Origin of the sequence: Paenibacillus sp. FSL H8-0034 (assembly GCF_038000305.1) — a bacterium.
Taxonomy (GTDB): Bacteria; Bacillota; Bacilli; order Paenibacillales; family NBRC-103111; genus Paenibacillus_S.
In genome coordinates, this window is the sequence record NZ_JBBOBS010000001.1 from 7,337,106 (window position 1) to 7,350,094 (window position 12,989).

At 46.3% G+C, this 12,989-nt stretch carries 11 protein-coding genes; 3 read left to right on the top strand and 8 right to left on the bottom strand.

Going from position 1 to position 12,989, the window contains the following annotated elements; translation table 11 throughout:
- Positions 1–3: 3 nt before the first annotated feature.
- The 4 genes from NST47_RS32780 to NST47_RS32795 all read right to left on the bottom strand — a co-directional run bounded on the left by NST47_RS32780 (position 4) and on the right by NST47_RS32795 (position 5,638).
- Positions 4–1,455: a tetratricopeptide repeat-containing glycosyltransferase family 2 protein gene (locus tag NST47_RS32780; RefSeq protein WP_341158884.1), complete on the bottom strand. Its 1,452-nt coding sequence runs from the start codon at positions 1,453–1,455 to the stop codon at positions 4–6.
- Positions 1,456–1,481: 26 nt separating this feature from the next.
- A complete protein-coding gene (locus tag NST47_RS32785; protein ID WP_341158885.1) occupies positions 1,482–4,070 on the bottom strand; it encodes an Ig-like domain-containing protein in 2,589 nt (862 codons plus the stop codon).
- Between the two features lie 152 nt (positions 4,071–4,222).
- Entirely contained in the window at positions 4,223–4,432 is a 210-nt protein-coding gene (locus NST47_RS32790; protein ID WP_341158886.1) for a hypothetical protein, read from the bottom strand.
- A 132-nt stretch (positions 4,433–4,564) separates the two neighbouring features.
- Positions 4,565–5,638: an AI-2E family transporter gene (locus NST47_RS32795; RefSeq protein WP_341158887.1), complete on the bottom strand. Its 1,074-nt coding sequence runs from the start codon at positions 5,636–5,638 to the stop codon at positions 4,565–4,567.
- Between the two features lie 421 nt (positions 5,639–6,059).
- Between NST47_RS32795 and NST47_RS32800 the strand changes: the two genes are divergently transcribed.
- Positions 6,060–6,791 (top strand): hypothetical protein, encoded by a 732-nt coding sequence (locus NST47_RS32800; protein ID WP_341158888.1) that lies wholly within the window; start codon positions 6,060–6,062, stop codon positions 6,789–6,791.
- A gap of 8 nt (positions 6,792–6,799) precedes the next feature.
- Here NST47_RS32800 and NST47_RS32805 read toward each other — a convergent pair whose 3' ends face one another.
- The 3 genes from NST47_RS32805 to NST47_RS32815 all read right to left on the bottom strand — a co-directional run bounded on the left by NST47_RS32805 (position 6,800) and on the right by NST47_RS32815 (position 10,621).
- On the bottom strand, positions 6,800–7,726 hold the full coding sequence (locus tag NST47_RS32805) for a hypothetical protein (RefSeq protein ID WP_341158889.1): 927 nt from the start codon (positions 7,724–7,726) through the stop codon (positions 6,800–6,802).
- A gap of 24 nt (positions 7,727–7,750) precedes the next feature.
- A complete protein-coding gene (locus tag NST47_RS32810; protein ID WP_341158890.1) occupies positions 7,751–9,568 on the bottom strand; it encodes an ATP-binding protein in 1,818 nt (605 codons plus the stop codon).
- 135 nt (positions 9,569–9,703) lie between these two features.
- On the bottom strand, positions 9,704–10,621 hold the full coding sequence (locus NST47_RS32815) for a nucleoside hydrolase (protein ID WP_341158891.1): 918 nt from the start codon (positions 10,619–10,621) through the stop codon (positions 9,704–9,706).
- Between the two features lie 312 nt (positions 10,622–10,933).
- On the opposite strand from NST47_RS32815, the gene NST47_RS32820 reads away from it, so the two are divergent.
- Both NST47_RS32820 and NST47_RS32825 read left to right on the top strand, forming a co-directional pair.
- Positions 10,934–11,515, top strand: coding sequence for an AraC family transcriptional regulator (locus tag NST47_RS32820; protein WP_341158892.1), 582 nt, complete (start codon positions 10,934–10,936; stop codon positions 11,513–11,515).
- A 68-nt stretch (positions 11,516–11,583) separates the two neighbouring features.
- Positions 11,584–11,931: a hypothetical protein gene (locus NST47_RS32825; protein ID WP_341158893.1), complete on the top strand. Its 348-nt coding sequence runs from the start codon at positions 11,584–11,586 to the stop codon at positions 11,929–11,931.
- Between the two features lie 81 nt (positions 11,932–12,012).
- Here NST47_RS32825 and NST47_RS32830 read toward each other — a convergent pair whose 3' ends face one another.
- Complete coding sequence (locus NST47_RS32830) at positions 12,013–12,981, bottom strand: aldo/keto reductase (RefSeq protein ID WP_341158894.1); 969 nt, start codon at positions 12,979–12,981, stop codon at positions 12,013–12,015.
- Between the last annotated feature and the right edge of the window lie 8 nt (positions 12,982–12,989).

A 12,989-nucleotide genomic window follows, 5' to 3' on the forward strand; every position in this document is an offset into this window, starting at 1 on the left:
CGGTTACTTCCCATGTCCTTCTAATTGTGCCAGCCTCTTGCGAATAACATCGAGATCGGGATACTGCTCCAAGATGTGTTTGAAAATTGAAATAGCCTCCGCCTTTTTACCGGAAATGAGTGCCAGATCAGCAAGCGCCACATCGGTTCTCCACTGCGGGATCTGTGTGTCAGCGGGCGTTGATCCGCGGTATTCCTGATAATGTCCTTTCACACTGCGCAGCGAGACCTCTGCGGTCTGAAGCAGACCTATCGCCTGACGCATCTGAATTTGTGCCATATAGTAGATGGCATCAGGGAAATTCGGAGCGATTTGAATGGCGCGCTTGCACGCCTGATCCGCCTGCTCAAGCTCCTTGCGTGACAAGTGGATCTTCACCAGGTACATAAGAATATCCAGAGTTCGCCCAAAATTTGTAAGCCCCGCTGCCTTCTCCTCCGCCAAAGTTAATACCTCAACGGCCTTGTCCAGGTTGCCAGCGACCATGTTTTCCCTGCCGTAGTACAGCAGCCATCCCGGATTGTCCGGCTCATCCTCAACCATCTGCTTAAGCAGCTTCAGATTGCGTTCAAGCTTCTTCTCCTGCTGAACTACGGTCGGCTCATATCCATCATGAAGAAGTCGGATACGTACCGATTGACGATACGTATCCCCTTCAAAAATCCCCTGTCCATTCAGCACAATCTGCTCATGAACACGTCCTTTATAGCTCAAGCCGCGCTTCGTCGGAAACATTCGGTGCTGGGTAAATTCGTCCGAGACTGTTCCCTGCATCTCATTGACCTGCCAAATCATCAGCACGGGAGGAATCGTTACCTCATCGAATATTCCGGCCACCTGACGAATAGCATGCTGATCCTCAGGAAACAGATATTCATCAGCATCCACCCACAATACCCAATCGCTTTCTATATGCTCAAGTCCCTGATTGCGCTTGTCAGCAAAATCCTCATGCCAATCGGCATTGACAAGCTTGACCTGCGGAAATTGGCGAACAATATCAACCGTTCGATCGGTCGAATAGGAATCGATCACAACAATCTCATCGACGGCATTCGTCTCAGTCAATGCTCTCAAACAGCGTTCCAGGGAGCGTTCACTGTTGTAGGAAAGAATAGCTGCGGCAACAGTAACCTTTTTTACAGCAAGCAGCTCCTGAATGGACGCTCTCTCTGGCCCATCCGGCACACCGCTAACTGCTTCAAATACGGCACGAACCCATCCTGACTGCGGGTCAAGCAGCCATGCCCGATCAAATACCAACCGCGCCGCCTTGCCATACCCCTGATGCATCAAAGCCTCACCGAGGTATACCCATACCTGTGCAACCAGACGATTATGCTGCAAAATTTCGACAGACAGCATCTCTGCTTCCTTATATCGCTTCGTTTTTAATGCTTCGATGATAGGTTCAAATTCAAGTACGTTTGTTTGCAAGAGATTCACCTGTTTCATATGAAGCATTTTGGTGGCATTTATTTTTAGGCTGGAGAAGACGTTACCATAAATAGAAACGTAGTTGTCAAAGCTTCTCCGTAGCTGTCGTATGCCTTGACTGTTATCGTTGTGGATCCCGTCGTGCTGCCTGCTGTTAAATTATAATCCGTACCTACCGGACCCGAAACCTGGACTATATTCGAATCACTGGATACAACCGTGAAGGATGTAAATCCACTAGAATAACTGGATAGATCGAGTTTTTTCGTCAAGTTCGGACCTGTCTCTATGTCAAGGAGCCGACTATACACTGTTAACGGTAGTTCAAGACCTTCTGGAATGGGGGTATAACCATATACTGTAGTTATCTCACCACCATGGTAGTCGTTAACCGTAACTGCAACCGAACCTGAGCCTACACCAATTCCCGTTACATGCAACGTTCCACTTTCCAAAGATGCTGAGACCAGCCCGTTTGTGCTTATATCTTGGAAGGCGGTAAGGGACATGCTATCGCCATCGATATCGTTAAAAATGTCACTTGCCACAATGGCTACGGACTCACCGTTTATAACGGAAATCGGTCTCTTGACCATAGGAGCATTATTTTGTACGTTGACCATGAAGCTGGCTGTTCGATTGCCGCCAAATGGATCTGTAGCAGTTAGAGTTACGGTGTGCGTTCCTCTGGAAAGACCATTAATATAAGCTTTTGCACTGGAGCTCGATATTGCAGTCGTAACACTTAACGAGCCATCCAAATCAGACATCGCCGAATAGTTTAGTAAGTTCCTGGCATCGTCGGCATCATCAAACCCGGCTATACTTACGATTGCAGGCTCCATATGCTGAATACTATATTGGGGATTAACCAGTGAACCCGTAAATGTCGGAGGCGAATTAAACAGCACATCAAAGCCATAACTGGTATTATTACTATGATTATCGTTGGCAGTCACGGTTATTGTCGTTTTACCATGAGCTTCCGCCTGCGGAGTAACCGTTAATAAATTGTCCGATATGGAAGCCGCAGCTATGGAAGCGGTACTGCTCGCGACTGTATACGTTAGATTATCATTATCCGGATCGGTAAAAGCATTCGTCAAATCAATCGTAAACAGATTGTACGCATTCGATTCAATGGTTGGATCGATTGTCCTATTGACCAGCTTATTCAATGCTGAGTTATATTGTGGCGGATGGTTTTCAGTAGCAACACCAGTAAACAGCACATCAAAGCCATAACTGACAATCCCGCCACGATTATCGTTCGCTGTCACCGTCACGGTCGTTTTACCATGAGCTTCCGTCTGCGGAGTCACCGTTAACAGATTACCAGATATGGAAGCCGCAGCTATGGAAACGGTACTGCTCGCGACTGTATACGTTAGATTATCATTATCCGGATCAGTAAAAGCATTCGTCAAATCAATTGTAAACGGATTGTACGCATTCGGTTCAGTGGATGGATCGATTGTCCTATTGACCAGCTTATTCAATACTGAATTATATTGCGGCGGATGATTTACATAAGTTGCATTCGTTACTGTCACATTAAAGGTGCCTGTCGTCGTTCCACCATAGGCATCCGATGCATTTGCCGTTACGGTGGCAGATCCTGTCGCAGTACCATATAGTCTAAAGGTATCGTCGGTTCTTACTAGCTGCACAGGTGTGTTGGGCGACGATGATGAAACCTGCACAGTGCCAAATTGCAAAGGATCTCCATCCGGATCGTTGAATAAAGTATGTAAATCGATGGTTGGCGAATACGTATTTGTTGTTACCGTTACATCCGAGCCTGTAAAAACGGGAACGCGATTGCCTACCGTTACATTGTAACGATTGCTTGCTTTCCCCCCGCGTCCATCCATTACAGCTATATCCAGAACCGTGGAGCCATGCTGAAGCGCAGTAACGGTAAGCTGGTTATTGGTTACATTTCCTGTCGCATATCCGACTGGACTCAAACTAATGGAGTTGTTGTCAATAGTAAGCGCATCCTCATCCGAGAATAAGTCAGCGGGGCTTAGTGTAGTCGGACTGTTCTTATAGACCGTAATCGATGTATCCAGAGACTTGGGGGCCATATTAGGGGAAGTCAGCTTTTGAGGGGCAATGAAGCTCAACGTTTCATGCAAAATATCTCTAGTCATCGGATGACTGCTTGTATAAGCAACAATTTCACCAATATCTACCTGACCGTTGCCGTCCTTATCCAAGCTATCCGGTACAACTGCGACATCAAAGGTATCGGATACGGTTCCCCCGTTTGCTGCCGTTCCCGTGACATTGACCGTTGCCGTTCCTGTACGCGTGTTGGTCAGGATCAGCGAGCTTCCGCTAATTGTAGCCGTAAAGCCCGTCAGATTGCTGGCTGATACGGAATAGCTGTTGATCCCGTCAAAGTATTCGTTCAAATTCAGCGTTAGTGGAGTTCCTACCCCGGTGTGAAAGTTCGGAAGCGCTTTACTCACATAGGGGGCTTTATAGCTAGCCGAGGAAACGGCCTCTACAAAAGCTTTTTCAAACGTGAGCATATACAAAGCAGGATTCAAAACGAGTGATGCCGTTAATACCTTGACCAGCCTGCCGGTCTTGGGACCCTTTCTCACTTTTTTCTTGTTTATCACATTTATTTCTCCTTTAAAAGACAAATTCCCCGAATATACTATATTCTTTTAATTTATCATAGCTTTGGTAAAAAATATATGTTAGTTTTCATACAATCGGTACCCTGAACAGCTGCTGTTAATGAATGCTTATCTACCGTACATGCTAATATTCAAGGGGTATATTCATTGATGCCAACGACTTTACACATATAAGTGTCCTTTTCTACTTGCTTGACTACTTGCCAATAAATCTCTTTCTGACCATCAGCCTGACCTTTTGCTTTGAAAATATCGCCACTTGCCAATTTCAATTTTGTTTTTAATTTGTGGGTCTCCACATCACCCATATCGTAAGCTTGATAATCCATATCTTTGTTCACTTTTCTCTCCTCCTGTGCAAATAAGGGCACTCCATGAAGTCATAAATTGTTGTGGCAATGTGATGATTAGATTGAACAGGGGACGTCGTCTGACGATACATACCGTCGCACTACGCCCCCCTGACTGTTCATTTATTTTATAGATTCGTACTCAGATTTTGCTTTGCCCGCCGTCTCTTCTCGATAATTTACATCCAGAATATCCAATAGGAAGACGAACACCGGAACACCAATAATTAACCCCCAAATACCAAAGAAATGCTCTGAGAATATAAGAATAACGAACGTATAAAACATCGGAAGCTTTGTCTTGGACGACATTAATCTCGGATTAAGGAAATAACTCTCAAAAGCATGAATAACCATGATCATCACGATTAGATAGACGACCATCATGACACCACCAAGCTGAAGACCAATAATGCTAAGCGGTATCAAGGAGATGATCACACCGGCAACAGGAATCAGACTCAGCAGGAAAACGACAATCGATAGGGCAACCAAGTAATGAAAGCCAAGAATCCACAGACCGATTGTAGTAAAAATCGTGTTAAAAATCGCAATCAGAATTTGTGCTTCTATCACTTTACCAAAGGAAACGATGAATTTCCGGCTAAAATACTCCATTTCGTTGTAGAACCATGCAATTTTGCTCGTCTTGAACTTCGCCGTGAAACTTTTGATTCGGTTTTTTTCAAGCAGGAAGAACAAGCTTAACAGCACAGATAAGAAGAAGGTTTTGCCCCAATCTCCTACTTTGAATACATAACCCAGACCTTGCCTTGTATAGGATTGAAAATCCAGACCTATGATCGTATTCATTATATATTCCGACAGCCAGTCGTTAGCCGGGGTGTTGTAACGATGAATCAAACCATCTGAAATCGCTTTATATTGTGAGATGATTTTGGGCAGGACATTGGAAATACCCGAAACCAGCAAAATAATCAGCACGATGTAGATGGTGATCACAACAATTTTATCATTGATACGGACGTATCGATTTATTTTGGATGAAATAAAACCCTGGAGACTGTTGATGATATAAGCCAGTAAAAATGTTAGCAAAACGAGATTCAGCATGCCCCCCAGACTAATTAATAGCAATGAAATCAAGAAAAGAATTGAGAATCTTTTTACGGTTACATTTGCAAAAAGTTTTTTAAGAAAATCCATTAATCGAAACACACTCCTCAAACTTTTCATGAAAATAACCGTGACTTTATTACTATAAAAAGTCTACCATGTTTACGACACTAACTCAATGTGCTTCATGGGGTTTTCCGGTGTATCTTCACATAAAATATTCATGATCTTAATATCTTTGGTGCTTAAATGAAAGTACCTATCGCTGACTTCAGACCTATATGGCAGCCATCGTGCACGTACGGCTAAATCGCAGAGCTTCAACATGATCCCAAGGACCATGCTGCGATTGACGGGGGAAGCAATCACTACGTGCAGAGGCACTAAAAAGCCCTGTGTCTACCTATACGTAAATAACCGATAATCGTTGCTGTTATTTTGTGTTTTTATGTATTTTTTTATCGAAAAAGGAAGGATTGGGCCGCTCTTCGCGATTCTGCTATAATAAAAAGATTATTGAAGATAGGTGGAGGTTTATCGGATGGGCTTGCCGGTTTCTCATGTAAATCTGTTTATGCTGGCAGGGGTGGCGACAGCTCCGCTCTTCATGGAGGACTTTCGGCTGGCCATGATCGCAAGCTTAACGCAAGCAGGTTATTCCGTGTCAGCCTCCAGACTGCTTTACCCTTATGGCGATTGGAATCGCAGGCTGCTGCATCAGCTGCACGAGCTTCGCCATGATATGTGGACCGCACGCACCCGTCCATTACGATCTATTGGCGGAGGCAGAGCCGCAATGTCGATTAAGGCTTGCGGCGAGGAGGGCTGGCCACTGTTGATCGGTCATAGTGGTGGCGGGGTAGCTGCTGTTCAGGCTGCCAGCATTCTTGCTGAAGAGCAGGTTTATGACGCGGGCTGGCCCATTCGTGTTGTGCAAATCGGCTCACCTAAATGTCCTGTACCTCTATGGCTGCAGGACTCCTGGATGTATGCCGAGGCTGGCCGCGACAACGGACGTTCTTCTGATCCTGTAACTTGGCTTGGAAGCCGGGGCATGTGGCAGCGAAACGCACACGGTTTGCCGGTTTGGCGTCAATCAGCCCCCGCTGCCCATACGACACAGCTCCGCTTGCCGCTGATTGGCGGCCATCCGGATTATTTTCGGGCAAGCAGCTCCTACTTGAACAAAGAAGGCAGGACCAATCTGGACATCACGGTTCAGGCTGTAACGGATTGGTTGTATACGACGCTAAAGCATAGACAGCAGCCTTAAGCTGCAGCTCATAGCATTCGGTCCAGCCCAATTGCACTAATCATCATTCTTTCCTTTCGATTGCCCAACAATTGCTGCGACCAATCGACCAAACCACCATCGCCAATTCGCACTTCCTGCCCACGAATCATGGCAATAATAGTGAACTGCATACCCTTATAATATCGATTATCCGTCTTGCTGGTGTTCTCGCTAACGACGATGTCCGGCATCATCTCACGTATGTAATCGCTTAATCTCCCAATAAGACCAGCCCCGTCCGTATATCCATCACGTTGATTGAATTGAACTTCAATATTGACATCGAACACAGCTTTGAAAATTTGTTGGTACACGTTTATATGATCCAGCAGAGCTCTTTTTTCAAATGAATAGGAGCCTGAGTCCCGTCCCGAGGTCACCATGCAGAACAAGCTGAAATGTGTCAAAGCCCCAGGAAAATTAAACGGCTGAGCCCGCACATGCCGGTGTGTGGTACTGAATTGTAACGGCTGCACCTCATTGTTAGCCTTACGGGCTTTGAGTAGTGTGCACATATGAAGCGCAAGCAGATTAGTCGCATCGGCCACGACCTCGGTTCCTCGAAGAGCCGATATGATCTTGTTCTGATCAGCCGTTGCCACTACCGAGCATGAGCCCAAGGGTGCGACGGGCGACAGCTGAATAGACGGAAATGAGGCTGCCTCCGCGATTTGCAGCAGCGTGATCTCCAATTGCTTAAGTGCAATGGGATTGACCGCGGCGGGCTGAACGAAGCTGTTCGCTGCATATTTGTTCAATAAATCGCCAGGGGATGCTGAATCCGTCTTGTTTCTGAACAGCTCCAGCAAGAACGAATTAATATCCGATAGAGAAGCCTCCTTGCTCCATATCTCTAATAAATCCTCATTGCCGGATTGCTGCAATATTCGCCGCAGTGCTTTATTGTGATTCATCACTACACCCCCCGTTGTCATGTTTCACGGCTGTTCAAATTCGATGCGATTACTAATCGGCAGTCTCACGCTGAACGTCGTACCTTCCCCAAATACCGATTCAAAGGTGACAGCACCTCCATGAGCCTCTACAATTTTTTTGACAATGGTCAAGCCCAGCCCGGAGCCGCCAATCTTACGACGATCCGAGTTGTCCACTCGATAAAACTGTTCAAATATACTCGACTTCGCATCATCAGGGATACCCAGCCCATAATCGACAAAATCGATCTGTACATCCGACCCGATGCGTAATATCCGTACATCGACACGTTCGGCTTCGGGGGAGTATTTAACAGCATTGCTGAGTAAATTCAAATATACCTGTTTCAGCTTATCCCGATCAGCCAGAATAGACAGCTTCTCATTCGCCACCTGCAAAAACAGCTGATGCTTTTGCTTGCCCTGCTGCCATTCTCCAATCATTTCTTCGCTAAAGGAACAAAGCTCCATCAACTCAAAATGGTACTCCTCCCTGCCCGCCTCCAGACGCTGAATATCCAGAAAATCATTAATGAGATGACTCAATCGCAAGGACTCATTATAAACCGTTTGCAGATACCGTTTCTGCTTCTCTTCGTTCAGATCGCGATGCAGCAAAATTTCGAGAAAGCCTTGTACCGAAGAAAGCGGCGTTCGCAGCTCATGGGAGACAACGGAAATAAACTCATTTTTAATTTCATCAGCCTTTTCTTCCTCAGTCCTGTCCCGAAATAAGAACAGAAATTCAGCTTCTTCTTGAGTGGTAGAGATCGGCTCCACACGCATTTCTATGTAATACCTGACTTTATCGAGCGGCATCGAGAAACGCACCCGATAGGAGGCTTCGCGTCCTGCGAGTACATCTTCCGCATGCTCACGAAGCTTCAAATTCACTGGCTGAACGAGGCGCTGCCAGGAATGCAGCCATACCATAATATTATCCCAGTGTGCACAGCCAAGACCCAGCTGCTTCATTTGCTCGTTGGAATAACGGATATGACCGGAAGCATCACATAAGATCACCCCATCCGAGCTGGCTTGCAGAATGCGCTCAATCATCCCGTACTGCGATTCGTTTTTTTTCAGCATCATTTCCAATTCATCCTGTTGGGCTGCGATTTCCTCGTTCTGTGCTTCCAGCTCCTCATTCTGCAGCAGAGATTGCTGCAAATATTTGCGGTTCTGTCTGGCCATCACGGCTGAGCTCTGCATGAGCTCGACCAGATAGGCAACACCCGCTCCACCGAACACGCTTATCAATGAAAAAGCCGCCGCACTGCTCCATAATTTATCGGTGCCCCATAGCCCCAGAGCCAATAAGCCCAATGTGCAGATGAGACTCCATGCAGTAGCCAGGGACCATACCCGCCACAATCGCCCCATCCTTGTCACAGCAGCCACCCCTAAAGTGGTCACAATAATGGACAACGCTGCAATCAATGAAGCCTCATTGAAGCCAAAGAGCAAATAACGCGCCAACGCAATCAAGCCACCTGCCAGCATCGCCGGAACCGGACCACTAAATGCCGCAATAATGATAATCGGTATGTTTCGCAAATCAAGTCGGATATTATTCGTAACTTCAACGGAGAAATACATCAAAAGGACACCCAGAAAAGCAGCACTGAAAGCCGCCTTTATTTGCTCACTCCTGCTTAAATCAGGCCTGAAGGGCTCCTTGACAATAATACTGACCAGAAAGAAGTAGGAGATCATGATACCTGCATTGAGAATCAAATCTTTTATGATGTAAACCCCATCCTTCGGCGCAATGATGATGCATTTATTATATAACGTTTCAACCCTGTTGAATATAGCCATACCTTAAGCTGCAGCGCTTTGCGACACTACGACAGATAGTGGACTCCCTGGCCTAAAACAACCAAAAAGCCTATATGCACAAAAAACTGCAACCGGTTCGCCTACACCGATTGCAGTTTTTTCAATTTGAATCTGTTATTTGCTGGCAGCAAGCCGCATTTTGGTAAACAAATCCTTAAAGATATCATCTCGCTTAAGATCATGAACATAACGAATGAAGTGCCGGTTAGAATCAAAGCTCCAGCGAAAATCCTCTGAAATCAGTGGACTGTGTACCAGCGTGCTCGGCAGCCAGTCCGACTGTACAAGATAGGCAATGGCCGATATATCCCAGATCACCCGAGAGTAAGCATAGTGGTCCTCTCTGCAATTTTTGTAAGTCTCATACAAATATTCGCCGATAAGCCCACTGCCCTTGACGTAGTCCCGTATTTCCGAGAGGCTCGTGCTCAGATGCGAAGCAACACCCTTGCAAGGAATCAGCACCAGCGGCACCCCGCTGTCAAACACGATACGGGAAGCGTGCAGATCCTGCTTTAAGTTAAACTCCTTCGTATCCTTCCAATGCAGCGCATGACCACCCAGCCAGACGACCACGATTTTATCAATAATTTCAGGCTCCATTAATAAGGCCGAGGCTACATTCGTTATTGCCCCAATCGAAATTACATATAGGGGGTCATCTGCCGTCGATGCCATCGCCCTCTCCACCAGGTTGCGCGCCGCTTCGCTCTTTACAGGAGTTGAAGGATCAGGCAAATAAGCTTCCGATCCCCGATAGGATGGAATGGATTCCCGCACCCCCATAATCTCTAAAATACGCTGCAGCTCATCAAAGCTTTTTTCCATACCATCCTTGGGTCCATTCGATAATTCATTATAAAAGGGTGCTGCGTAGAACGCCTCCATCTGCAGCTTTTCTTTGGACATCAAACTGTAAACAACGGCAAATTGGTCATCGATCTCATTAAAGGTGTCCGTGTCCAGAACCGCCCTTATTCGGCTCGTTGGTACCTTTAATCGATTTATTAATTGTTCAGTGGTCAGTGCCATAATTTAATCTCCTCACTATTTACGATATGTAAATCCCGGTGCTATTATGGTAACAGAAGAACGTTGAAAGCCTTATCATGTTTCGGTCAATTTTTTATATGATATGGCTATTTAATGAAAGTGAGGCGTGGCTGACACTTGTGCCGTTTTGAATTTCTTTCCCATCTGACTCGCCCGCAAGCAAGCTACGTTCAGCCCCATCAGCATGCCTGCTGTGAACTGGTTTACTATGTACAAGGAAAGGGAAACACCTGTATAGGCACCCAAACCTCGACATACGTTTCCCACTCCTATTCTTTTATTACACCCGGGATGGTTCATGATGAAAGGCATCTGGAAACGACAGAGGTTCTGTTCATCGGGTTTACTGCAGATACAGCGATATCGATCGATAAAAATGCCATCTACCACGATGATTCGCAGCATAGTATGCTTGAACTGCTGCTACGCTTAAAAAATGAATTTACTCTGCAAAAGCAGGACTACGATAAGATGCTCAATCTCCTGACGGGAGAACTGATCATTCATCTGCAGCGCTTATGGGGACAAAAAAGTCAGCCTGTACAGCACTATGATCACCTCGTCTATACGCGCAATTATATGGATGAGCATTACCGGCAAAAAATTCAAATCGAAGCCTTGGCAGACATGGCAGGATACAGCTACGACAGGTTTCGTCATCTTTTTAAAGAAAAGTATGGAGCCGCTCCGCTGCAGTATATATTTCGCAAAAGGCTGGCATACGCCCGTCACATGCTGATCCATTTTAACCATAGTGTGGCTGAGATTGCCTTTGAGGCCGGATTTTTTAATGATGCCCAGTTTTGCAGTATGTTTAAGCGGGAAACTGGATTAACCCCCAAGCAGTTCCGCAAGCAGAACGCTCGGGTCTAATTGATCCCCCCATCCCATACATATGAAGAAAGGACTGCAGAAATGGAGCGATGGGAGGGCTAAAACCGTTGTCCGATAAAGTCATTGGCAAATATTCATTACTTCCGTTAGGCGGGTTGCTGCTGCCGATTGTGCTGCACAGTATTCATCTGCTGCTGCCGGTACTTATGGCTGGAAGTGCAAGCTTGAACAGCGGCCACAGTCATGCGCAGCATCAGGGTATGACGGGCACGATGGTACCGTTCACTATGACACCCTGGTTTACGAATACGCTGAGCCTGATAACGATTGTGTCGGCTGTATTCACTCTGTGGTACTTGATTCGGCTGTGGAAAAACAAAGCCTACAGTCGAAGATGGGCCTGGTTCTATACGGGTCTTTCCGTTGTCTGCTTTGGCTTGATGGCTGCTCTGTAAAGACTGATAAGCAAATGAACCTCCTGTCCACAGCTTACGTGGCATTGGAGGTTCATTTATTTTCATGCTGCTATCGGGTGATTATACTTCTTCTGCACGGTCTGTTGCTGGTGGAGGCGTTACAGACATCGCCGATATTTGCTTACGCAAATCCGGTGTCATCTCAATGTCGAGCGCACCCAATAAAGGCTGCAGCTGCTCCATATTGCGGGCACCAATGATCGGAGCGGTAACTGCCGGATTACCCATAACCCAGGCAATAGCCAGTGAAGCGGGATGTGCTCCGAACTCACCTGCGAATTTGATAAAACGATCGGCTACCTCATAATTCATCTGATCAGCGTAACGATCCTGTGTGCCCTTATGGTCGATAAATCGACCTTCCTGAGGCTTAGCGCCTTGGTTATACTTGCCGGATAACAGGCCTGCCGCAAGCGGACTGTAAGAAATAACGCCAATTTGCTCGGATGCTGCCAGAGGCAATATTTCGACTTCGGCTTGACGCTTCACCAGATTGTACATCGGCTGGATACATTCAAAGCGGGCCAAAGCTCTATGGTTTGAAATCCCCAAGGCTTTGGCAATTTGCCAAGCCGCCCAATTGCTGACCGCCGGATACAAAATTTTGCCCTGCTTTTGCAGATCGTCCAGGCCGCGCAGCGTTTCTTCCATATCTGTCGTGGCGTCAAAATGATGGACAAAATATACATCCAGGCGATCTGTATTCAGACGCTTCAAGCTTTTCTCAACCGAAAGCATCATATGTCTGCGCGACATGCCCTTTGAATTGATCCCGTTGCCCATCGGCAGACAAAACTTCGATGTAATGACAACCTCATCCCGACAGTCGGCGATACATTTGCCCAAAATTTCCTCTGAACGTCCACCTGCATACACATCTGCGCAATCAAAAAAGTTGATGCCCACCTCGCGGCAGCGATTAAACATAGCCAGGGATGTCGCTTCATCAGCAATCCCGCCAAATGACATCGCTCCAAAGCAAATATTGGATACTTGTATCCCTGTCTTACCCAGCGTACGATAATTCATTGTGTTTC

Coding starts and splice junctions, on each gene's coding strand:
- NST47_RS32800 (WP_341158888.1), top strand. CDS start 6,060: ATGGGCTTGCCGGTTTCTCATGTAAATCTGTTTATGCTGGCAGGGGTG.
- NST47_RS32780 (WP_341158884.1), bottom strand. CDS start 1,455: ATGAAACAGGTGAATCTCTTGCAAACAAACGTACTTGAATTTGAACCT.
- NST47_RS32805 (WP_341158889.1), bottom strand. CDS start 7,726: ATGAATCACAATAAAGCACTGCGGCGAATATTGCAGCAATCCGGCAAT.
- NST47_RS32810 (WP_341158890.1), bottom strand. CDS start 9,568: ATGGCTATATTCAACAGGGTTGAAACGTTATATAATAAATGCATCATC.
- NST47_RS32815 (WP_341158891.1), bottom strand. CDS start 10,621: ATGGCACTGACCACTGAACAATTAATAAATCGATTAAAGGTACCAACG.
- NST47_RS32830 (WP_341158894.1), bottom strand. CDS start 12,981: ATGAATTATCGTACGCTGGGTAAGACAGGGATACAAGTATCCAATATT.
- NST47_RS32820 (WP_341158892.1), top strand. CDS start 10,934: ATGGTTCATGATGAAAGGCATCTGGAAACGACAGAGGTTCTGTTCATC.
- NST47_RS32795 (WP_341158887.1), bottom strand. CDS start 5,638: ATGAAAAGTTTGAGGAGTGTGTTTCGATTAATGGATTTTCTTAAAAAA.